Source organism: Erythrobacter sp. JB1-4, from assembly GCF_057365025.1.
The window spans coordinates 2678434-2699337 of sequence record NZ_CP200292.1 but is presented as its reverse complement, the minus strand read 5'-3'; the positions used below and the strand labels follow the sequence as shown (position 1 = coordinate 2699337).

Genomic DNA, 20904 nt, shown 5'->3' with positions numbered 1-20904 from the left:
CTAGTTTTCGATTGCAGAATGCTTGGCGCGCCATTCGCGCGCGGCTCGCTTAATGGCATCATTGTCGTGGGTAAATCGGCCTGCGGCTTTACGCAAAGCAAGTCCCATAGCGGCCTCGCAGACGATATCAGCATTGATCGAGCGATAACCTTGCCACTTTTCTGGCAGCAGCGGATCAAGCACTGGGCTGACCACTTGCCCAATGGCCTCCAGCGGGCGAAGGTCGTCTTGGCGCGCTCCTTTCAAAAGGCCGGGGCGAAGGATATCCACCCGGTTCAACCCCAATTTGGACACCGCCTCCTCGGTTTCGCCTTTGGTCCGCATGTAGAAGCTCTTGGCACGCGGGTTTGCACCTGACGAACTGATCATGATAAAATTGGACACTCCAGCCTTATGCGCCGCCTTTGCTGTTGCCAGGATCAGCTCATAATCGACCGCGCGAAACGACGCTTCATCGCGTCCGGCTTTACGCCAAGTGGTGCCAAGTGCGCAGATAAGAGCGCGCGGGCGGACAGCCTCGAGGATCTCGCCCCATTTATCAGCGTCCGCTACAAACATCTCAACCTTAGCGCCTTTGGGCAGCTGCGGTTCGCGCCGGGCAATGCCAACCATACGCATATCTTCACCAGCACTTGAAATTTCGATCAAGCGGCGGCCAATTAGGCCCGTTGCCCCGACAAGGCCGACCCGAACGGGCGTGTGTGCTCCGCCACCGATATCAGACATTGATCAGCCCTTCTGGCACTTCGCCGTGGAGCCTAGCGCATTCTGTCATTGCAAAGCGATCGCTCATCCCTGCGATAAAATCGGCGATGCTTCGTGATCGAGCAGGTTCTTCCGTCGGCAAGCGATTGCGCCATTGCGACGGCATTAGATCAGGGTCATTGGAATAGGCATCGAACAACTTCACAATAACGTCGCGCGCATGTGCAGCGGCGCAAACTTGCTCAGGATGATAATACAGTTTGTCATACATAAACGATTTCAATTCGCGCTCTTGCTTTGCCATCGCGGGTGAGAAACCGGCAAGTTGCTTGCCGCTCGCACGGATGTCTGAAACGCTTTCAAAGCCTTTGGTTAGGGCGCTGGTGTGCTCAAGTACATCGTTTACCATCACCCCGATCTGATCACGTATCAATTCACGCAAAAGCCGTTCACGAGGTGCACGTGGAAAGCGTTTTTCGACCAAGCGCCACTGGTCTGCGAGGAATTCGAGTCCCATCAAATCATCAAGCGTCAAAAACCCAGCGCGAAGCCCATCGTCAATGTCATGATTGTCATAGGCAATGTCGTCCGCCACCGCCGCAATTTGAGCCTCCACAGATGGCCAAGAGCCAAGTTTAAGTGGGAATGCCTCGTCCAATTTGGTCAAGGCCCAGCCGGGTTTTGAGACCGGGCCATTGTGCTTGGCTAGCCCTTCGAGGAGATCCCAAGTGAGGTTCAACCCGTCATGTGTTGGATAAGGGTTTTCAAGCCGCATGACAGTGCGCAAGGTTTGAGCATTATGGCAAAAACCGCCATGGGCCTCCATCGCCTCTGATAACGCGTCTTCGCCTGCATGGCCGAAGGGGGGATGGCCCAAATCATGAGCCAGACAAAGAGCTTCGGTTAGATCTTCATCCACGCCCAAAGCACGGGCCAGAACACGGCCAATCTGCGCAACCTCAATCGTGTGCGTTAGCCGCGTGCGATAGTGATCGCCGTCTGGCGCGATAAAAACCTGTGTTTTCGATTTCAGCCTACGAAAGCTCATCGAATGGATGATGCGGTCACGGTCGCGTTGAAAATCAGTGCGTGGCCCGCGCCTCTCACCAGGTCTGTTCGAGGCACCTTTATGAATTGATGGCGAAGCGTCAAACTCGCGGCCGCCATGGGCAAAAGGATCGGCTGCGAAGGGCGCTCTAGTAGACATGCTAAGATAGGCTTAGGTGAGCGTTTGCCAGGTCTCAACGGGAACAGAAGGGCAACCCATACCCTTTACCGTGGACAGCACGCCGTGCGTCCCAAATCGTGTTAGATGGTGTGAAAAAATGGGACCGCCTACCGGGTGCAATGGGGGGTGGTAAGCGGCCCCAAGAGCATTTTAGCTCTCGGGTCATCGGCGCGACCCGAAGACCCACGCTTGTCTGTTACTTTTTAGTGACAAGCATTGACGCTCACGTAAATCGACAGAGGAGAACTTACACCCCAACCTTGGATGCTATGCGACGAAGCGCCCCTGATAAGAGGTCAGCCGAGTTCTAATTCACCGCTTCCTGTTCAAGGATCCAATCGGCGGCAGCTTCACAGTGAATTCGCGTGGAATCGAAAACAGGCAAGACATTGGCATCAACATCCACAACCAGATCAAACTCGGTACAAGCAAGGACAACGGCCTCTGCGCCGTCCTGTGACTTATTTGTAATGATTGTCTTCATCTGACGCTGGGCATCGCGGGTGACTTTGCCGACCATCAATTCGTCATAGATAATGCGATCCATGATTTCGACATTGGTCATATTGGGTGGAAGTAGATCGATCCCCTGAGCGACAAGGCGCTTGCGATAGAAGCTCTCGGTCATGACATTGCGGGTGCCAAGGATCGCGGCACTTTTGCACCCTGCAGCCTTCAGAGCCTTGCCAACGCAATCCGCGATATGGATGACCGGCACATCAACTGCGCCTGCAACCTCATCATAGACCTTGTGCATGGAATTGGCATTGATGATCAGCGCCTGTGCCCCTGCGCCCTCAAGCCGTTTTGCGCTTTCGGAGAGGATTTGCGCAGCGCCCTCCCACTCCTTGTCATCGCGAAGAGCGTAGAGTTGTGCAAAATCGAGACTTTCGATGAGGAGCGGCGCTGAGGCCATAGGTGCAGCGCGGCGCTGAACTATGCGGTTGATCCGATCATAATAGATACGGGTAGAGACCCAGCTCATTCCCCCGATCATTCCCAATTTTCGCAACAGACGTGTCCCTCGAATCTTGTTTGCCCAAAAACTTCAGACGCGCGAAAGATGGTGACAGCGTTACGCGCCTGCGTCCATAGCAGGTGGTAAAGGGGCAGAAAATTAAGGTGACTGCTGTTGACCTGAAGCCTCAGCGGACCCTGTTTCAAGGACTTCAAGCCACGCCTTCAGATCAGCCAAAGTGGCATCAACCGCTTCTTCGTGAGGCAGGTGACCGATTTGCGGATAAACCTTAAGCTCGCTGTCTGGCAGCGCCTGATCGAGCCATTCCCCCGCTTCGACCGGGATTAGCCGATCTTCATCACCCCATAAGATCAAAGATGGCACGGTTATCGCGCTAATTTCTTGCGCTGTAAGCGGCGCATACTCGGTCGAGAAACGCGCCATCGTGGCCCCACGGTTACCCGGATATCGCAGCAATTGCCAATAACGATCAACCGCCTCTTCAGTCACGATAGCCTTGTTGGAAACGCTCTCTTCAAGGCTCTGCTTAATGAGTGACCGCGGCGTTATATGCTCTGCAATCAAGTTCACACCGGGCATGCGCGCAATGGCAAAGCCGATATTGCCGCCGTCATCTGCTTCTTCGACGGCGGGGTCCATCATCGCCTCAACCTCATCGCGAGGGGCACCGCCAGCATCAACAAGGATCAGGCCGGAGACGCGGTCAGGATAAAGGCTGGCGACCGCAAGAGCGTGCTTTCCGCCCATGGAATTGCCGCCAAGGATGAACATATCAATCTCAAGCGCATCGGCGACTTCGATCACATCATGTGCGTAATTCGCGCGGCTGTAGTCGCCCGCAGGGTCTGGCCCGGTGAGGCCATGGCCGACTTGATCAAAGCGGATAACCCGGCGAGTGTCTTTGAGACCATCCACCCAAGGCTCCCATGTGTGGAGGTCCGCGTTTGAGCCGTGGAGGAGAATTATCGGTGGTCCCTCCCCGCTTCCCTCGTCACGAAGGTGGATAGTGACGCCATCGCCGATTGCGACAAATTGAGATGGCTCCCCGCCCCACCGTGCTCGCATCATATCGGGATCGGTGTCGGGCACGCGAAACACGAAAAATGCGACGACGAGCAGTGCGAGCACCGCAAAGACTACACGGACCGCCCATTTCATTGAGGCATCTCACTGATCCATTGGCGCATCAGTTCGACCGCTTCTTTATCGATTGTAGAGCGGCCCAGTTCGGGCATGGCAACGCCGGGCTCATTCGAATTCATGCGGTGCACAAGGATCGACTTCTCCGGTGCTCCGGGGTCGATAGAGACAAGGAAGCCACCCGCCCCGCGCCCTGCTGCAACAGGCGGCTTTTTAACGCCAATCGCAAAGCTGTCTGTTTGCTCCCAGCTGAGGTCTAGGCCTGAGTTGGACGCGCCGCCGCCGGGCTTGTGGCAATGCGCGCAGTTCACATCGAGGTAAGCGCGGGCGCGTTTGTCTGTGCTAGCGCTGGTGTTGCTCCACAAGGGAAGCGTATCAGCGCCTTCGGGCACTTGGTCGAGCATTTCGCCATCATGCATTTTGCCGAGCCACTCAGCTGACAAATTGCGCGCTTTGGGACCGATGGGGATGACTTCGCCATCTACAGAATGACATGCCTTGCACTGGTTCTTGTTCGGTATGCGATAGCTGATTTCTTCACCCGAAGGCGTAGTAATCGCAATACGGCCACCAGCGAGCGCCAGTTTCGCCTCGGTCTGCCCTTCGTTCCAGCGATAGGGGAGCGCCAACCACCCATCCGCGCGGTGAAGCAACACGCGGGTTTCGATAAACCGCTGCTCCTTGCCCTCTCCGAAAGCGAAAGTCTTGATGATGGCGCTGCCGACGGGAAATTGCAGCAGCCCCTCTCCATCGCCCTCGAGATTAACGCCCTCTGGCAGGTAGATATATCGCAGCTTATCCGCTCCATCGGACCAAAGGGCCGTGTTGAGCTCGTACGCCGTTACGCGGTCTGAAGGCTCGCGCGCGCCATAATCTTGAAAGAAGCCAAATTCGCCAAGGGTGCGCGGTAGCCCTTTGCCCAGCACCACTTCGTCATTGACCATTGGCTTGGGAATACCCTTCGACTGTCCTGCCACGGACAGGCCAAGAGCCGCCAAAGCTGTCAGGAACAGTCCAAGCCCCCGCACTAGATGCGCGCGTCCAGTTCAGCAGGCGCGCCGATGCCGGTGCGGTCGAACTCGCTTGTCGGCGCTGGCACGTTCAAAGGCGATGGGTTCGCATCTGCCAGTCCCTTGCCCTGCTCCGTGAGATTCAGCGACCATCCGCTTGTACCCTCGACGGCAGTAAGGCTGCCCTGCCCGTCCCACAAAACCGGGGGCAGGGCCCCGCCAAAGGCCGCCAGAAGCATCTCTGCGCCTTCAAACTGAGGGTCATCGCCGCCCCGGCCATAGATGTTGTTGCCCACCACCACATCGCGCGCAAACGGATTGTAGCGATCATCATCAAAGGGTTGGATATAGGCGATGACCATGATCGGCGCGGTTGGGTTTTCGTCGATGATGTTGTCTTTGATGAGGACCTTTTCATTGGCCATCACCATGATGCCTGTGCCGCGGCGAACGCCAGCAACGATGTTACCGGGAGGCGCAAAGTTGGCCGTGTCATTGGCCACCACAAGGTTGTTCTCAACGATGACATTACCGCCATTCATGATCGGCAGTCCGGGCAGGTCAAACACCAGAATGCCGCCAGTGTTGCGGGTGGCGATATTGTGCTCGACAATGGCGTTGCGACTGTTCTCAATCTCGATGCCAGCGACATTTGCTTCGGCAATCGAATTGCGCACGGTGATCTGATTGGACTGGCCAACATAGATGCCAGCATCGGAAGCTCCGGTGACTTTCACCCCGTCGACCAGCACTCCGGTGCTCTCGACCGGATAGATGCCATACGCGCCATTGCTGGGGTCTGGTCCATTGGTCCAAGTCACACGGATGCGGTGATAGACAATTTGATCAGCGCCCTTGGATTTGATCCCATCACCCTTGGGGTTCTCCAATGCGAAATCGCGCAAGGTGACATTGTCCGACGTGACAAGTAGCCCCTCGCCTGACCCGGCTTGCGTCGTGAAATCGAGCACGGTCCCATCCATGCCAGCGCCGCGTACTGTCACGCCGTCAACATCGAGCGAAAGTCCATCGGTGAGCGTATAGCGTCCTGCCTCCAGCACGATCTCATCGCCGGGCTCGGCAAGAATCAGCGCCTCTTGCAAGCGTTCTTGCGCGCCTTCACCGGGGCTGATTGTGTGGGTTTCTGCCCAAACGGGCGCGGCGGTGGCAAGCAGGCTCGCGGCCAGTGCAACTCTGATCATGTGATGGTCTCCCTCTCCGATACGCTTTGTGCCGCAGAAAGGTGAGATTTGGCAAGTCTCAGAAGCGATCCTTGAGCGCGTCGCCTATAATTGAGAGCGAACAGCCTGCCCCAGCGCCCGCTAGCGCCCGCACAGCCTCAGGATCGTCAACACGGTTCAAGCGATCAATTAGCTCGCGCCGTGAAAGGGGAACGCGGGCCTCGCCCTCCTCGGGCGCAAGCTTTTCAAGCTTGAGCAATTGTTCAATCGTGAGCGTATCGACCAGCCGTTCTGCCATGCACTCTGCGAGCGGTGCAGGCGCTCCGTTGTCGAGAAGAGCCTGCTCCACCCGCGCTTCGGTCACGCGTTCTAGGAGCTTCTCTCCGCCCAAAACCCAGAAGGCAGCAAGCCCTGCAAGGAATAGGACGAAGAGGAAGGCGTAGCGCATGGAAGCTTTAGTCAAGCGCCTTCACAATACCCTCGACCATTTTCTTGGCATCAGACAAGAGCATGACCGTTTGCGGCATGTAGAAGACGTCATTGTCAACGCCTGCATAGCCTACGCCGCCCATCGAACGCTTGATGAAGAAGACCTGTTTGGCCTTGTCTACATCGAAGACAGGCATGCCGTAGATGGGCGATGACTTGTCGGTTTTAGCCGCCGGGTTCACCACGTCGTTTGCACCGATGATGAAGGCAACGTCAGCCTGTGCAAACTCGCTATTGATGTCCTCAAGTTCGAAGACTTCATCGTAAGGCACATTCGCCTCGGCCAGAAGCACGTTCATGTGGCCCGGCATACGCCCTGCGACCGGGTGGATCGCATATTTGACCTCAACGCCCTTTTCTTTGAGCGCGTCGGCCATCTCACGCAGAACGTGCTGAGCCTGTGCCACCGCCATGCCGTAGCCCGGAATGATGATCACGCTTTCAGCCTGTTCAAGCATGAAGGCCGCGTCGTCGGCTGAACCCTGTTTGTACGGCCGCTGCTCACGCGGTTCCCCGCTGCCACCGCCAGCGCCATCTTCTGCGCCAAAGCCGCCCGCGATCACGCTGATGAAACTGCGGTTCATGGCCTTGCACATGATGTAGCTGAGGATCGCGCCAGACGAGCCGACCAGCGCGCCGGTAATGATCATGGCTGAGTTACCAAGGGTGAAGCCCATAGCCGCTGCAGCCCAGCCCGAATAGGAGTTCAGCATCGACACCACGACCGGCATATCCGCCCCGCCGATGGGGATGATAAGGAGGAAGCCGATGGCAAACGCGAGCGCCGTGATCGCAATGATCTCCCACCCAATGCCGGGCCCGCCATTCGGCGAGACGGTGTAGAATCCGATAATACCCAGGATCGCTGCCAGCGTACCCAGATTGATCACATGGCGAGCTGGAAGAAGGATCGGAGACCCGCTCATCCGGCCAGAAAGTTTCAAGAAGGCGATAACCGAGCCGGAGAACGTGATCGCACCAATCGCGATACCCAGACCAAGTTCCACCCGGCTAACCGCAAGGATCTGACCCGCGTCGTCCAGAATGCCAAATGCGCCCGGGTTGAGCCATGCAGCGAGACCCACGACCACTGCGGCGAGGCCCACCAAGGAGTGAAAGCCCGCTACCAGTTCCGGCATAGCGGTCATGGCAATCTTGCGCGCAATGGTGACGCCGATGATGCCGCCAAGGAGGATCGCAATGCCGATCTCAACGATATTGGCGATGTCGTGAGTGACAAGCGTCGTAATGAGCGCGATGGCCATCCCAATCATGCCATTGCGGTTACCCGCACGACTAGTGGCAGGGGATGAAAGCCCGCGAAGCGCTAGGATGAAGAACACGCCCGCCGCAAGGTAGGCAAGCATAGCCCAAGCAGGCGTGTAGCCACCGTGGGCCGCCGCTGTAGTTGTCGAAGAACCAGATTGATCGACACTCAATGCGGCCAACTGTCCACCGCATGGGTTAGGAGGACAGCAGCTACCGTCCGTGGGCAGCATCTCGCAAGCGTAAGCTGCCAGATCCGAGAATGCCATGATTTCAGACAAAGATGGCATAACGAGAGAAGCTAGCAAACCCATCCCTACTTCTCCTTCTTCTTGTACATCGCGAGCATACGTTCGGTCACGGCAAAGCCGCCAAAGATATTGATCGAGGCCATCACAACGCCTGCAAGGCCAAGCCATTTGGCAAGCGGGCTTGTCGCCTCGGCCGCCGCAATCAGCGCGCCCACGATAATGACGCTAGAAATCGCATTGGTCACCGCCATAAGCGGCGTGTGAAGCGCCGGGGTCACCGACCAGACCACATAATAGCCGACGAAACACGCCAGCACGAAGATGGATAGGATTGAAATAAAGTCCATTATTCGCCTCTCTCGGCTGATTGAGCGAGCAAAGTGTCGATGCGGTCCATCACGCTATTGGCAACGGATGCTTCCAGCCTATCGGCCTCTGCTTGTTGTTCTGCGTCCAATTCCGGGCATGCAATATCGACCAGGCTCATTTGGTAGTCATAATCTGCACGCGCGATCACAATATCGAATTTGTGGCGGTCTTGCGTTACGCCGTGGAGCATAGCGGCAAAGCGCTCCTTCACAGGACGCATCGCCGGGGTGCTGCCGCATGGATCGAAGATGATAGGCATCAAAATGCCCGCCTCAGCCCGCAGCTGAGCACCTGCACGAGCATCGTTTAGTGAATAGGACATGCCGCTGCCTGGCTCATCGGTATCCGCATGGGCAATCACCGGGGCCAGAGCAGCAACACCAAGGGTAAGAGCGGTTAGCGCCCTCACCCTTTGAGCCTCTCATTCACGACCGCACCATCTTTGGTCAGGCGGATAGCATCGCCAATCTCTTCGTCGAGGACGGGATTGCCTGCTTCCTTGTCCCAAAAGGCGGAAAGGAAGTTGAAGTGATTGCGCGAGAACAACGCTGACGCGTCTGCTGCAAGGGCTGCTGGCGTGTTGGCATAGCCAATGATCTTCACACCGTGCTTCTCAACCACTTTGTCAGCCTCGGAGCCTTCGACATTCCCGCCTTGGGCGACCGCAAGGTCGTAGATGACACTTCCCGTTTTCATCGTCGCGATTTGCTCATCAGTAATGAGCACAGGCGCGGCGCGTCCAGGGATCAGAGCGGTGGTGATGACGATGTCCTGCTTGGCGATGTGTTCGCTGACAAGCTTGGCCTGCGCTGCCTTATACTCATCGCTCATCTCGGTCGCGTAACCGCCAGAACCCTCACCCTCGATGCCTTCAACATCGGTGACGAAGATGGCTTTTGCACCAAGGCTTTCGATTTGCTCTTTCGTGGCAGAGCGCACATCGGTCGCCGAAACCTGCGCGCCCAAACGCCGCGCGGTTGCAATCGCCTGGAGCCCTGCAACGCCCACACCCATGATAAAGCACTTGGCCGCTTGAACTGTGCCAGCCGCCGTCATCATCATCGGGAAAGCGCGACCATAAGTGTCGGCTGCGGCAAGAACCGCTTTGTAGCCCGCCAAGTTCGATTGCGAGGAGAGCACATCCATCGACTGCGCGCGGGTGATGCGCGGCATGAATTCCATGCTCAATGCCTCAAAGCCCGCTTTCGCATAGGCCTCGACTACATCGCCGCTCTGGAAAGGATCAAAGAGCGCCGCGACCCACGCCCCGGCATTTGCGCCTTTGAGCTTAGCCACCGCAGGCGCCTGTACCCCAAGCACAATATTCGCGCCTTTTACGGTAGCAGCCGCCGTCCCAATGGTAGCACCAGCTTCCACATATGCCTCATCCGGAATGGACGCGTTCAGCCCTGCCCCCTTCTCAACGGCGAATTCATTACCAAGGGCAATGAACTTCTTCACCGTTTCAGGGGTTGCAGCGACCCTTGTCTCGCCCGCAGCGAGCTCTTTCAGAACAGCAATTTTCATGTTTTTACGCCCTTATGGAGCGATCAGAGCAACAACGATAAATGTAATGATCGCAATCAAAGGAATCGCCCATTTGAGCGCTCCCATAAACCCATCGTACGTGGAACGGGCGTGGTCCATATCATTGGCTGACATCGTGTAAGTCCCTTCAGCTTTCTTTCCCACAAACGCACGTCCGCACACCATTTGTTGCGCGCACGGCTACGTCTGCCATTTGTTTTGTCCCCGAACCCACTATCGAAGGGTTTGTTGAAGCTCAACCCATCAAAGCCTTATGCGGTTCCCGCGCGTCAGGGACTAAATTCACATTGCAGCCCCAGCGCTTCATCGCAACAGCCTTAATTCCGTCTTTACCCGCCTCCTTTATGCCCTCTTTCACGTCTCACCCTGGGGCGCTTGCCAGGGATGTAAGGAATACGGGCCCAATTTATGGCGCAAAGCGACGAACACGCTGAGATTATGCCCGAAACTTTGGGCGGCGAGGAGTTTGACCTCGATGTGAGCGGCTCTGACGAATCAGAAGAAGACGCCCGCATCGTCATGCTCATTGATGATGAGCCTGCGCAAAGCCGACTGATCTCTGCGATTGCAGCGCGCGATGGTTGGCGCACGGTTGTCGCCAGCGATGCTGAGACCGCGATTGCCATGCTTGGGACACGCGAAGGGATGCAACTTTCCGCTATCCTTCTTGATCAATGGGTGCCGGGCGACGATGCCTGTTCGCTTATCGCTGAGCTTAAAGAACGCCGCCCTGCTCTGCCCATCTTGATGCTGACCACCAGCGCCTCTCCGCTTCTTGCAGTAGAAGCGATGCGCGCAGGGGCCAGCGATTATCTCGTCAAGCCTGTTTCCCCTGACCGCCTGATGGAAGCCCTTCGCGCCGTAACCACTCGTGAGACGCCGCGTGATGAGCTTGCACCGCTGACCGAGAAAATGTCGGCGAGCCTCGATTTCGACGCGATGATTGGCACAGCGCCGCCATTCCGCACAGCCCTTGCGCAGGCGGCAAAGGCTGCGCGCGGGCACAACCACTCGCTCATCGAAGGCGAAAGCGGGACCGGCAAAGAGATGCTGATGCGCGCGATGCATGGGGCATCACCCCGCGCCAAAGAGGCGCTTCGGATCATCAACATCGCCAGCGTCCCGCCAAACTCGGTGGAATCGGTGCTTTTCGGCCACGAGCCCAACGCCTTTCCCGGAGCGTTCGACCGTCAGATCGGCGCGCTTCAGCATTGTGACGGCGGCACTCTCGTTCTCGATGAGATCGACCGTTTAAGCCTCGCTGTGCAAGAACGCCTCAATGATGCGCTTGAGACGGGCATTGTGCGCCCGCTTGGCGCAGCACACGGCTTCCGCATCGACATTCGCATTCTGTCCGCCAGCAATATGAGCCTCACGCCGCTCGTGGAAGGCGGAGTGTTCAACGCGAGCCTTGCTCAAAAGCTTGGCGCAACCCGAGTGCAATTGCCGCCTTTGCGTGAGCGTACTGGAGACATCCCTGCGCTCACTCGCCATTTCCTGACACGGATTGGCGAACAACCGGGCCTTACCCATCTTTCCATCGCAGACAGCGCGTTAAGCCTGCTAGCGGCATATGATTGGCCGGGGAATGTGCGCCAGTTGCAATCGGTCCTGTTCCGCGCGGCCGTCTATTGCGAAGGCGATACGCTGACCGCAGAAAGCTTCCCGCAGCTTTCCGAAATGATCGGCGAGCTAGACAGCTCTGCCCGCTCTGCGCAGCAAGAGGGTGTGGGCGTCATGCTCTACACCGAGGATGGAAATCTGCGCCCGCTCGAAGAGATTGAGGCTGACGTGATCCGCTTGGCCATCGGGCACTACCGGGGCCGCATGACAGAGGTTGCGCGTAGGCTCGGCATTGGCCGCTCGACGTTGTATCGTAAGCTAAGTGATCTTGGGATCGACAACGCGGCTTAGAGCGGCTAGAGAGTTTGCCCCAACAAGGAGTAACTCAAGTGAACAAGAGCAACCGCTAAAGCGGAACTCCATTCATAAGCAGCTCAAGAGGCGCTGCTGAATGTTTCACTGATTTTCCTTGAGGTTTTCTTATGTCTATTCTCACCGGCGCTACTTGCGTCGTAACTGGCGGTGCCAGCGGTATCGGCTATGCCATTTGTGCAGCTTTCTACGCGGAGGGCGCTGATGTTGTTCTTACCGATATCGATGTTGATAAGGGCCAAAAGGCAGCCGACACCATCGGCTGCGCTTTCGTAGAGCTCGATGTGCGCGAAGAGGTGCATTGGGAGGCGCTGAGCAAGCGCTATCCCGCGATCGATGTGATGGTGAACAATGCCGGGATCACCGGTTTTGAAGAGGCTGTACGCCCTCACGACCCTGAGACCGCGTCGCTTGAAGACTGGCGCGCTGTGCACGCGGTCAACACCGATGGCACCTTTCTTGGGTGCCGCTATGCTTTGCGAGCGATGCGGGTCAAGGGCACGGGCTCAATCATCAATATCTCTTCGCGCTCTGGCCTTGTCGGCATTCCCGGAGCAGCCGCTTATGCCGCTTCCAAAGCCGCGATCCGCAACCACTCCAAATCGGTCGCCCTCTATGCGGCGCAGCAAGGTTGGCAGGTGCGCTGCAATTCGATCCACCCCGCCGCCGTGCTCACGCCCATTTGGGAGCCGATGCTGGGCGTTGGTCCTGAGCGTGAGGCCAACATGGCCGCTTTGGTGGCAGACACACCGCTCAAACGGTTCGGTACGCCAGAAGAGGTCGCGGGGCTTGCGGTATTTCTCGCTAGCGATGTCAGCGCATATATGACCGGCAGCGAATTGACCCTTGATGGCGGGCTTTTGGCAGGCAGTGCTGCGTCTCCCGGATAAGCGAGACGCAGAAAAGTGCATGCAACGCCGGCTGGTTTGCGCCTGCCGGCGCTGCATTGCGCTAACACTGCTCGACTTCACTTGCGGATGACCGTAGGCAACCGCCCATGACAACTCTTCAAGACTTCACCGGCCGCACGGCCCTTGTCACAGGCGCTGCCTCTGGCATTGGCGCTGCTTGCGCACAGCTGTTGGCTGAGCGCGGCGCTGCAAAACTCATCCTCGTCGATGTGGATGCCGATGGGATGGCCGCCCTTAATCTTGATTGCGAAGTCGAAGCAGTCACTGGAAGCGTTGCGGATGAGGTATTGTGGGACGCGATTGAGCCCAAACTCGGCGGGCTTGACCATGCGGTTGTCAACGCAGGTGTCGGCGGGTTTGGGGCTATTGACGAGCTTACCTTTGAAGAGTGGCGCCGCGTCATGGCGATCAACTTGGATGGCGCATTCCTGACACTTCGTGCCGCATTGCGAGCTATCAAAGCTAAGGACGCTGAAGCGGGCGGCAGCGTTGTGATCACTGGTTCCTCCACCGGCGTGAAGCCTGTTCCCGGCATCGGCCCTTATGGTCCCGCCAAGGCCGCCGTTGCGCATATGGCGCGCATTGCGGCGATGGAGAATGCGTCCGCCAACATCCGCGTGAATGCGATTGCTCCGGGCGGTGTGGACACCGCCATCTGGGAGACGGGCGAAAACTTCAACCGGTCGGTCGAAGCGATTGGCCGTGAAGAGACCCTGAAGCGCATGTCCAAGACAACGCCCAACCAGCGCTTTGCCAGTTCTGAAGAGATGGCTGGCACGATCCTCTATATGCTTAGCGATGCAGGCTCCAACATCACCGGTCACGTGTTGGTCAGCGATGGCGGGTTCACGCTCTGATGTGCCTCAAAGGGGCAACCCGCTAAAATCCGTCAGCGCTGAATCGCGCATCCCGCGCCACACATTCCTCGCCTGAACCGTCTCAGCCACATCATGCACCCGCAGCATATGCGCGCCTGCATTCATCGCTGTTGTCGCCAGGGCAATCGACCCGCCAAGCCGCTCATGCGCGCCCTCTTCGCGGCTCAACGCGCCGATCATCCGCTTTCGGCTCATCCCCACCAGCAGCGGGCTCCCCAATGCGTGGAACAGCGGTAGTGCATTGATCAGCGCCAGATTCTCGCCAAGCGTCTTACCAAAACCGATGCCGGGATCGATCATGATCCGGTCCTCCGCAATCCCGCTCGCAATCGCCTTGGCCCGTTGGTGCTGGAGCGTATCGAACACATCAGTCACCACGTTCTTATATTCGCCGCCGCTGAGCCCATCGAGCGAGTGCAAATCCTCACCTGTACCCGGCGCATGCATCAGGATCACAGGGCACCGCGCGCTTGCGACAAGGTCAAGCATCCGGGGATCATAGCGCAGTGCCGACACGTCATTCGCCATATGCGCGCCCTTCGCGAGAGCGGCCTCAAGCACGCCCGCTCGCCGTGTATCGACACTGATCGCTGCGCCCATGGCAGCGCAATATTCGACCGCCGGAACAACCCTCTCGATCTCATCACCCTCAAACGTGGGCGTTCCCCCGGGCCTTGTGCTCTCCCCGCCGATATCGATGACCGCCGCGCCTGCCTCAAGCATCGCGGCAGCATGTTCGCGGCCCGCATCAGGCTTTTCCAACCATTCGCCGCCATCGCTAAAACTGTCAGGCGTGACATTAAGCACGCCCATAATCTGCGGCTGATCAAGGCGCACGGTGCGCTCACCCAATTGCAGCGGCGCATGAACTTTTTGAAGGTTTGCCCATTGCTGCTCAGCTTCGCGCGATAAAGACCCGCCAACCTCCTCAATCGCTTCTGCCGCCTCGCTCACGCCAAAGACACGCCGATGGGTAATTTTGCTCCCCTCAACGCTCTCTTCGCGCACCATCAAGGCAAAGCGGCCGGCATAGACCATCGTGCCAGCCAAACGGACCGCGCCAGGACCATCGCCCTTCGATTCTGTTTGCGGACCCAGGGCATGGCCGAGGGGCTGAATATAGAGGCTAGCGGTCATATCTGTTCAGCTTTCGCATCAGTTGTCTGAAGTTTGGCACACTTGGCACACTGTCTAGAGCCAGAAGTCTCATCGGTTCCTAAATTTGCGCTCCACAGCGTTCTGACAAGGGGCAAGGACACGTTCATCACCCACGGCTTTAGCAAGCAGGGCAGCCGTAGGACAGTCGCTCTAACAATGTTAGTCGCATCAGCCAGAGCCTGCATAAAGTAAGAGACGTCAGTGTCGGAATTCTTATCGGTTCTTCCTACAGTAACCCATTGTTAACTGAGAAAAAGGCGGAAACTCCGCGTTCTTACATCTTGGCATGCCGTTTGCTTGTTAGTCGCCGAGGCTAACTCAACAAAAATTCAGGCACGTCCATTGTGGACAAAAAAGAGAGAACAGGAACGAAAATGAAAAGGGCAGTTTTCGCACTAGCCGCAACGACGGCACTCATGGCATCACCAGCAGCAGCAGCGCAGTTCAAATATGAGCTCGGCGATGGCGGCTTTATCATGATAGACAACGCATCTGGTGAAGTCGTGCTTCAAGACCCGCGCGGCAATCAGTCATTTGGTCGCGGCGAAGCTTTCAAAAGCTGGCAGCCAAACGAGCCTTTTGAGGGACAGGCTTGTAACGGCATCTGCGGCTTCAACAAATTTAAGTTCGACAGCATCAGCGGGTCATTCAACGGCAAGAACATTGCCGGTTCCGCGCTTGTTGTACGCTTCCGTCAACCGGGCAACGCTAAGTTTGGTCAGATCAGCATTTGGCGGCCAGGCGGCGATATCCACGTGAAGCCTAAACAGCCACAAATCATCGGCGGTTCAAGCACCTCGACTTCGGGCGGCGGTTCATCGACTTCAGGCGGTGCATCCTCGTCTGGTGGCGCGTCCTCATCGGGCGGCGCTTCCTCTGGCGGTGCCTCGTCAGGGGGCGCTTCATCTTCTGGCGGTTCATCAGGGGGCGTAGACGTCCCAGCACCAGGCGTTCTGGGCCTTATGGGCTTGGCGCTTGCAGCCATCGGCCTTGGCCGTCGTCGCCGCCGCGGCGCTGGCGCATAAGCCTCAGCAAGCTTCTAGAGCAAAGAAAAGGGGAGCCGCAGCCCGGCTCCCCTTTTTGATTCAGAATTCAGGCGCGAGGCACATGCATCTGATCAGAAGTGCGAACAGATTACATCGCCTCAGTCCGAACAGCTCCTAGCCGCCGAAACGCACGCGCACGCCTGCGGTAACAAGTGACTGCTGGCTCTCAACGCCGAGGGTCGCTGGGAGAAGCGTAAGCGGGATTTCCGCATCTTCAAACGTGTCGCGATAGGTGTATTGGCCGAACAGATCGACCGTGTCGGTCACAGCAAAGCTTGCACCAGCCATAAGCTGATAGGCAAAAGCGCCGTCTGTATCATCGCCTACCTGCACAGCGGATGGCTGATAGTCGACATCGACCCACTGATAGCCAAGACCGGCGCCAACATAGGGTTTAAAGCCGCTGCCGGTTTCGATGTCATAAAAGACGTTGCCGAACACGCCGATGTTGGTGACATCACCTTGACCATCGGCGAGCACGGTGCCCACTGTTGGGTTGGCTGCATCGGCCGGACCGCGCGTAAGCACGGCTACATCGACGCCATCAATGTTCGCGCCGCCTACCGTGAGGTTAGCGTGGCTGTCGACGTCATACTCAACATATGAACCTTCGACTTCAACGCGTACGCCATTTTCGAATGCGTAGCCGACCTGACCGTTGATCGCGAAACCGGTGTCAAACTCGGTTTCCCAAGCAACGTCGGTGCCAGCGGGGATGGCGTCAAAGTCGTCAGTTGCAGGAACGGTCGAGATCAAAAGTGCCTTCATTGTTGCTGTCACCGGGAAGAGCGACACCGCCGCTCAGGCCGATATAGGGTCCAGCTTCGCTGTCTTGTGCGCTGGCGGGGACAGCGATGGCCGCGGCCAGAAGGACAGGTGCCAGGAGAAAGCGATTGGGGGTGAATTTTACGTTGTTACTCATTGTAATCCTCTGTGTTTGGTATCGCGCTCCGGGTTAGGGGGCCCGGGTTGGGGAAAGTGCGCGAAGTCCACGGAAGACAACTTACAATGTGAATGGTTCCAAACCTGATCGGCGACCCGTGCAAAGCAAACGATAATCAGTCGCAGTTTTCGACGAGGCGTTTTAGGTGAGCGTTTACCGCCGAGACATCAATCTTCGTTTGCGAGCCTGTAAAGTTCGCGCGCGGCGTCGACTGGCTTCATCTCATTGCCATCCTGATAGTACCAAAAGGTCCATCCGTTACAGCTTGGCGCGCCCTGGAGGTCTTTGCCGACACCGTGGATCGAGCCTTGGAGTTTGCCTTTTGGCGTCTCGCATTCGAGCGACCCATCGGCGCGCACGGTTGCAAACCAGCGGCGTTTTTTGTCAAATATTTGCGAGCCCGGCTTGATAAGTCCGCTTTCCACTACAGCGCCGAACGCAACGCGAGGGGCGGCTTTTTTAGACTGCATAGTGGTGAGCGCACTCTCGTCGAGCGGGAGTTCTTTTTCGATGCGTTTGTGAGCGGCTTGGCGGTAGGTCCCCTCCCGCTCGCACCCGATCCATTCCCGGCCCAAACGCTTGGCGACGGCGCCGGTCGTGCCCGTCCCAAAGAAGGGATCAAGCACCACATCCCCGCGCTCGGTCGTTGCGAGCAGCACGCGGTATAATAGGCTCTCCGGTTTCTGCGTCGGGTGAACTTTCGAACCGTTCTCTTTCAAACGCTCATTGCCCGAACAAATCGGCAGCACCCAGTCAGAACGCATTTGCAGCTCATCATTGAGCGTCTTCATCGCCCGGTAGTTGAAGTGGTAACGCGACTTCTCACCCTGGCTCGCCCACAGCAAAGTCTCATGCGCATTGGTAAAGCGCGTGCCTTTGAAGTTGGGCATCGGGTTGGTTTTGCGCCACACAATGTCGTTGAGGATCCAGAAGCCAATATCCTGAAGGATAGCGCCAACGCGGTAGATATTGTGATAGCTACCAATCACCCAAAGCGCGCCGTCGGGCTTAAGAATGCGCTTCGCCTCTATCAGCCAAGCCTTTGTAAATTCGTCATAGCTGCGGAAGCTGTCGAATTGGTCCCAGTGGTCAGTCACCGCATCCACTTCGCTGCCATCAGGACGGTTGAGGTCACCGCCCAATTGCAGGTTGTAAGGCGGGTCTGCGAACACGAGATCGATCGAATTGTCAGGGATCGAGCGCATCGCCTCGATGCAATCGCCGTCCAAAATCTGACCCAACGGCAGAAGCGCGCGCGTGTCCTGAGGGGTGGTCTTAACCCCGCGCTTTGCACGCTGCTTTGTTGTTTCAATCACGCCCATAATCTGCCCCAGAGGTCACTATTCGCCAAACTTATCCACAGGGGATGAGTCCTCGCCGGTCTTACGTCAAGCGCTTAGTTTCTGGGCTCTTATGGTTAATGCTTAGTAAAAACCCTAGGTCGAGTGCGGAACAAAACATGGCCCCACTATATGTTGAGTCCCGGCGATAGCAGGGGACTCCAGATCAAGGGGTGTTGCCTGGAGGACTCAGATCGCCCCCTTGCACGAAAAAAGTCGAAGGCTTTAGCCGCGCCCTTTGGTTTTTGTCTTACCAGCCTTAGCATTCGCGGCGATAAACTCGATAATTGTGCCCGCAACATCTTTCTGGGTTGCCTTTTCGATGCCTTCGAGCCCGGGCGAGGAGTTCACCTCCATAATAACCGGCCCGTGGTTCGATCGCAGCATATCAACGCCGCACACGTTCAGCCCCATATGCTTTGCCGCGCGTACAGCGGTGGAGCGTTCTTCAGGAGTGATCTTGATAAGCTGAGCGCTGCCGCCTCGGTGCAGATTGCTGCGAAAATCATCGGCGGCGCCCGTCCGCTTCATGGCCGCGACCACTTTGCCGCCAACCACCAGAGCGCGAATATCGGTGCCCCCTGCCTCTGCGATAAATTCCTGTACAAGGATGTTCACATTGGCCCCGCGAAAGGCCTCAATAACCGACTTTGCACTCGACATGGTTTCAGCCAGAACCACACCGATCCCTTGCGTGCCTTCAAGCAGTTTGATGACCACTGGCGGGCCTTTGACGGCCTTGATGATTTCTTCTGCCGCCTTGGGATCATTGGCATAGGCGGTGAGCGGCAGGCCAATCCCGTGCTTGGACAGGATCTGCATGGAGCGCAGCTTGTCGCGGCTGCGGCCGATGGCGACGCTTTCGTTGAGAGGCCACACGCCTTGCATCTCAAACTGGCGCAGCACGGCAAGGCCGTAATTTGTGATTGACGCGCCAATGCGCGGGATCACCGCATCATAGCCCGTTAGCGTCTCACCATTATAGGTTACTGTCGGGCGGTGGCTCGCGATATTCACATTGCAGCGCGTCGTGTTGAGGATATCCAGCTCATGGCCCCGCTCCTCAGCCGCCTCTACCAAACGCTTGTGCGAATAAAGGTTCGGATTGCGCGCGAGCATTGCGATTTTCATTCAAGTGGTCCCTTTGGGGTTGGGTGCTTTGGGTGAGGTAAGCCACGAATTGCCGCTATCAACCACAAACCTACGCCTCAGCGCAGTGCGACCAATCAGCATGGGAAACTTCATATCCGAGCGGTCAGCAAGGCTAATTTCGGCCTTAAACTCCTGAGTACCGATCAAAAGCGGCGTCTTGATGACGTAGCGTCTTTGCGTCTTACCATTGGAGCTGGTGATGCCGCGCACGTCGACATGGATGGCAACGCCCTCATGCCGCTCCCCGTCCCAATCGACCGCAAAACGCACATATTTGCCACCCTCGCGCTCGAATTCTTCGAGGACCTTAGCGTGGAGGGAGGACGTACGCGCGCCAGTGTCGATCTTGGCGGGGATGTGCGAGAGGCCAAGCGCGGGAAGCGCGACTATTTCGCGCCAGCCGACAATCTCCTTGGGCGTTCTCGCCATTAAGCGAAAACCAGCACGACGTTGCCGATAAACGCGGCGAGAAGGACCGCGCCAAGCGGACGGCCAATGCTCTTGGCAAACCATAAAAGCGCAAGTAGCGCAGCGGCACTGGCAGTCAAAAGCGCCATTTGAAGCCCTGCAAGCTCAGCGGGAAGCGCGATGGGCGCGATGCTCATCGTCGCCCCGCCGATGAGCAGGATGTTGTAGATATTGGAGCCCACCACATTGCCAAGCGCCAAAGCTGACTTTCCGCGAACGGCGGCAGCGATGGATGCCGCAAGTTCAGGAAGCGATGTGCCAACGGCGACTACGGTGAGGCCGATAACCGTCTCAGGCACCTCAAAAATCGTCGCAAGTGCGATGGCGCCGGTCACCAGTGCATCGCCGCCCGCCACAAGAATTCCAAGGCCTACGACAAAAAGCACCCCCGCGATCAATCCGTTCTGCGGTCCCTCTTCGTCCTCATCCTCTTGGGAAGAGCCAGGATTGCGATAGCGCCACACGATATAGACAAGGATGCCAAGCAGCAGCGCAAATCCAATCCAGCGCGCGCCCAATCCAGAAAGCGCAAGGCCCCACAAAAGGAGCGTCACGCCGAGCGCAACCACTGCATCGCGGCGGCCTGTGCCGGTCAAGATGATAGGTGCAACCAAAGCGGAAACGCCAAGGATCAATAGCGTGTTCGCAAGGTTTGATCCGACGATATTGCCCCAAGCAATCTCAGGTGAGCCCGCAAGGCTGGCCTGAACACTCGCCACCATTTCGGGCATCGAGGTCGCAAAGCCGACGATCACAAGGCCGGTGAAGAGCGTAGACACGCCCAGTTTTTGCGCAATGCCCACAGCGCCGCGCACCAGAAGTTCGCCGCCAATCGCAAGGCTCACTAGCCCCGCCAGACTTAAAAGGATCGCATTTAGCATGAGTGGCCTTTAGCGGGGCCTTGTGC

Annotated in this window: 23 protein-coding genes; 4 read left to right on the top strand and 19 right to left on the bottom strand. The window is 57.4% G+C overall.

Features of this window, described 5'->3' with window-relative positions:
* The 12 genes from AC0V61_RS12515 to AC0V61_RS12460 form a co-directional block, all read right to left on the bottom strand.
* A complete protein-coding gene (locus AC0V61_RS12515; protein WP_486158018.1) occupies positions 1-726 on the bottom strand; it encodes an NAD(P)H-binding protein in 726 nt (241 codons plus the stop codon).
* Entirely contained in the window at positions 719-1912 is a 1194-nt protein-coding gene (locus AC0V61_RS12510) for a deoxyguanosinetriphosphate triphosphohydrolase (protein ID WP_486158016.1), read from the bottom strand. Before AC0V61_RS12510 ends, AC0V61_RS12515 begins: the two co-directional genes overlap by 8 nt.
* 328 nt (positions 1913-2240) lie before the next feature.
* Entirely contained in the window at positions 2241-2945 is a 705-nt protein-coding gene (locus AC0V61_RS12505) for an aspartate/glutamate racemase family protein (RefSeq protein ID WP_486158014.1), read from the bottom strand.
* Between the two features lie 105 nt (positions 2946-3050).
* A complete protein-coding gene (locus tag AC0V61_RS12500; protein WP_486158012.1) occupies positions 3051-4070 on the bottom strand; it encodes an alpha/beta fold hydrolase in 1020 nt (339 codons plus the stop codon).
* The gene (locus tag AC0V61_RS12495; protein ID WP_486158010.1) at positions 4067-5080 is read right to left on the bottom strand and encodes an SO2930 family diheme c-type cytochrome; all 1014 of its coding nucleotides are present in this window, start codon (positions 5078-5080) and stop codon (positions 4067-4069) included. The genes AC0V61_RS12500 and AC0V61_RS12495 overlap by 4 nt, the downstream gene beginning before the upstream one ends.
* Complete coding sequence (locus AC0V61_RS12490; protein ID WP_486158009.1) at positions 5080-6264, bottom strand: parallel beta-helix domain-containing protein; 1185 nt, start codon at positions 6262-6264, stop codon at positions 5080-5082. The genes AC0V61_RS12495 and AC0V61_RS12490 overlap by 1 nt, the downstream gene beginning before the upstream one ends.
* 58 nt (positions 6265-6322) lie before the next feature.
* Complete coding sequence (locus tag AC0V61_RS12485) at positions 6323-6706, bottom strand: hypothetical protein (RefSeq protein WP_486158007.1); 384 nt, start codon at positions 6704-6706, stop codon at positions 6323-6325.
* Positions 6699-8099, bottom strand: coding sequence for an NAD(P)(+) transhydrogenase (Re/Si-specific) subunit beta (locus AC0V61_RS12480; protein ID WP_486159544.1), 1401 nt, complete (start codon positions 8097-8099; stop codon positions 6699-6701). Before AC0V61_RS12480 ends, AC0V61_RS12485 begins: the two co-directional genes overlap by 8 nt.
* A gap of 215 nt (positions 8100-8314) precedes the next feature.
* Positions 8315-8596, bottom strand: coding sequence for an NAD(P) transhydrogenase subunit alpha part 2 (locus AC0V61_RS12475; RefSeq protein WP_486158005.1), 282 nt, complete (start codon positions 8594-8596; stop codon positions 8315-8317).
* Positions 8596-9027 (bottom strand): hypothetical protein, encoded by a 432-nt coding sequence (locus AC0V61_RS12470; RefSeq protein ID WP_486158003.1) that lies wholly within the window; start codon positions 9025-9027, stop codon positions 8596-8598. The genes AC0V61_RS12475 and AC0V61_RS12470 overlap by 1 nt, the downstream gene beginning before the upstream one ends.
* Positions 9024-10145, bottom strand: coding sequence for an NAD(P) transhydrogenase subunit alpha (locus AC0V61_RS12465; RefSeq protein WP_486158001.1), 1122 nt, complete (start codon positions 10143-10145; stop codon positions 9024-9026). The genes AC0V61_RS12470 and AC0V61_RS12465 overlap by 4 nt, the downstream gene beginning before the upstream one ends.
* Positions 10146-10157: 12 nt before the next feature.
* Entirely contained in the window at positions 10158-10280 is a 123-nt protein-coding gene (locus AC0V61_RS12460; protein ID WP_486157999.1) for a hypothetical protein, read from the bottom strand.
* A 405-nt stretch (positions 10281-10685) separates the two neighbouring features.
* On the opposite strand from AC0V61_RS12460, the gene AC0V61_RS12455 reads away from it, so the two are divergent.
* From AC0V61_RS12455 to AC0V61_RS12445, 3 genes are all read left to right on the top strand, one after another.
* The gene (locus tag AC0V61_RS12455; RefSeq protein WP_486159542.1) at positions 10686-12080 is read left to right on the top strand and encodes a sigma-54-dependent transcriptional regulator; all 1395 of its coding nucleotides are present in this window, start codon (positions 10686-10688) and stop codon (positions 12078-12080) included.
* Positions 12081-12211: 131 nt separating this feature from the next.
* Positions 12212-12991, top strand: coding sequence for an SDR family NAD(P)-dependent oxidoreductase (locus AC0V61_RS12450; RefSeq protein WP_486157997.1), 780 nt, complete (start codon positions 12212-12214; stop codon positions 12989-12991).
* A gap of 107 nt (positions 12992-13098) precedes the next feature.
* Complete coding sequence (locus tag AC0V61_RS12445; protein ID WP_486157995.1) at positions 13099-13869, top strand: SDR family NAD(P)-dependent oxidoreductase; 771 nt, start codon at positions 13099-13101, stop codon at positions 13867-13869.
* A 6-nt stretch (positions 13870-13875) separates the two neighbouring features.
* On the opposite strand, the gene folP is transcribed toward AC0V61_RS12445, so the two are convergent.
* Complete coding sequence (gene folP, locus AC0V61_RS12440; RefSeq protein ID WP_486157993.1) at positions 13876-15027, bottom strand: dihydropteroate synthase; 1152 nt, start codon at positions 15025-15027, stop codon at positions 13876-13878.
* A 437-nt stretch (positions 15028-15464) separates the two neighbouring features.
* Between folP and AC0V61_RS12435 the strand changes: the two genes are divergently transcribed.
* Positions 15465-16073, top strand: coding sequence for a PEP-CTERM sorting domain-containing protein (locus AC0V61_RS12435; protein ID WP_486157991.1), 609 nt, complete (start codon positions 15465-15467; stop codon positions 16071-16073).
* A gap of 135 nt (positions 16074-16208) precedes the next feature.
* Here the strand turns inward: AC0V61_RS12435 and AC0V61_RS12430 are convergent, their stop codons facing one another.
* The 6 genes from AC0V61_RS12430 to AC0V61_RS12405 all read right to left on the bottom strand — a co-directional run bounded on the left by AC0V61_RS12430 (position 16209) and on the right by AC0V61_RS12405 (position 20878).
* Positions 16209-16862, bottom strand: coding sequence for an outer membrane protein (locus tag AC0V61_RS12430; RefSeq protein ID WP_486157989.1), 654 nt, complete (start codon positions 16860-16862; stop codon positions 16209-16211).
* Positions 16825-17016 carry a hypothetical protein gene (locus AC0V61_RS12425; protein ID WP_486157987.1) on the bottom strand — a complete coding sequence of 64 codons (192 nt, stop codon included), beginning with the start codon at positions 17014-17016 and terminating at the stop codon, positions 16825-16827. The genes AC0V61_RS12430 and AC0V61_RS12425 overlap by 38 nt, the downstream gene beginning before the upstream one ends.
* 188 nt (positions 17017-17204) lie before the next feature.
* Positions 17205-18359 (bottom strand): DNA methyltransferase, encoded by a 1155-nt coding sequence (locus tag AC0V61_RS12420; protein WP_486157985.1) that lies wholly within the window; start codon positions 18357-18359, stop codon positions 17205-17207.
* Positions 18360-18602: 243 nt separating this feature from the next.
* The gene (rimK, locus tag AC0V61_RS12415; protein WP_486157983.1) at positions 18603-19508 is read right to left on the bottom strand and encodes a 30S ribosomal protein S6--L-glutamate ligase; all 906 of its coding nucleotides are present in this window, start codon (positions 19506-19508) and stop codon (positions 18603-18605) included.
* Positions 19509-19958 (bottom strand): ATP-dependent zinc protease family protein, encoded by a 450-nt coding sequence (locus AC0V61_RS12410; protein ID WP_486157981.1) that lies wholly within the window; start codon positions 19956-19958, stop codon positions 19509-19511.
* Complete coding sequence (locus tag AC0V61_RS12405; protein WP_486157979.1) at positions 19958-20878, bottom strand: calcium/sodium antiporter; 921 nt, start codon at positions 20876-20878, stop codon at positions 19958-19960. The genes AC0V61_RS12410 and AC0V61_RS12405 overlap by 1 nt, the downstream gene beginning before the upstream one ends.
* Positions 20879-20904: the final 26 nt, after the last annotated feature.

Coding starts and splice junctions, on each gene's coding strand:
- AC0V61_RS12475 (WP_486158005.1), bottom strand. CDS start 8,596: ATGGACTTTATTTCAATCCTATCCATCTTCGTGCTGGCGTGTTTCGTC.
- rimK (WP_486157983.1), bottom strand. CDS start 19,508: ATGAAAATCGCAATGCTCGCGCGCAATCCGAACCTTTATTCGCACAAG.
- AC0V61_RS12455 (WP_486159542.1), top strand. CDS start 10,686: ATGCTCATTGATGATGAGCCTGCGCAAAGCCGACTGATCTCTGCGATT.
- AC0V61_RS12450 (WP_486157997.1), top strand. CDS start 12,212: ATGTCTATTCTCACCGGCGCTACTTGCGTCGTAACTGGCGGTGCCAGC.
- AC0V61_RS12500 (WP_486158012.1), bottom strand. CDS start 4,070: ATGAAATGGGCGGTCCGTGTAGTCTTTGCGGTGCTCGCACTGCTCGTC.
- AC0V61_RS12435 (WP_486157991.1), top strand. CDS start 15,465: ATGGCATCACCAGCAGCAGCAGCGCAGTTCAAATATGAGCTCGGCGAT.
- AC0V61_RS12465 (WP_486158001.1), bottom strand. CDS start 10,145: ATGAAAATTGCTGTTCTGAAAGAGCTCGCTGCGGGCGAGACAAGGGTC.
- AC0V61_RS12425 (WP_486157987.1), bottom strand. CDS start 17,016: ATGAGTAACAACGTAAAATTCACCCCCAATCGCTTTCTCCTGGCACCT.
- AC0V61_RS12460 (WP_486157999.1), bottom strand. CDS start 10,280: ATGTCAGCCAATGATATGGACCACGCCCGTTCCACGTACGATGGGTTT.
- AC0V61_RS12515 (WP_486158018.1), bottom strand. CDS start 726: ATGTCTGATATCGGTGGCGGAGCACACACGCCCGTTCGGGTCGGCCTT.
- AC0V61_RS12510 (WP_486158016.1), bottom strand. CDS start 1,912: ATGTCTACTAGAGCGCCCTTCGCAGCCGATCCTTTTGCCCATGGCGGC.
- AC0V61_RS12405 (WP_486157979.1), bottom strand. CDS start 20,878: ATGCTAAATGCGATCCTTTTAAGTCTGGCGGGGCTAGTGAGCCTTGCG.
- AC0V61_RS12445 (WP_486157995.1), top strand. CDS start 13,099: ATGACAACTCTTCAAGACTTCACCGGCCGCACGGCCCTTGTCACAGGC.
- folP (WP_486157993.1), bottom strand. CDS start 15,027: ATGACCGCTAGCCTCTATATTCAGCCCCTCGGCCATGCCCTGGGTCCG.
- AC0V61_RS12420 (WP_486157985.1), bottom strand. CDS start 18,359: ATGGGCGTGATTGAAACAACAAAGCAGCGTGCAAAGCGCGGGGTTAAG.
- AC0V61_RS12430 (WP_486157989.1), bottom strand. CDS start 16,862: ATGAAGGCACTTTTGATCTCGACCGTTCCTGCAACTGACGACTTTGAC.
- AC0V61_RS12410 (WP_486157981.1), bottom strand. CDS start 19,958: ATGGCGAGAACGCCCAAGGAGATTGTCGGCTGGCGCGAAATAGTCGCG.
- AC0V61_RS12490 (WP_486158009.1), bottom strand. CDS start 6,264: ATGATCAGAGTTGCACTGGCCGCGAGCCTGCTTGCCACCGCCGCGCCC.
- AC0V61_RS12480 (WP_486159544.1), bottom strand. CDS start 8,099: ATGCTTGCCTACCTTGCGGCGGGCGTGTTCTTCATCCTAGCGCTTCGC.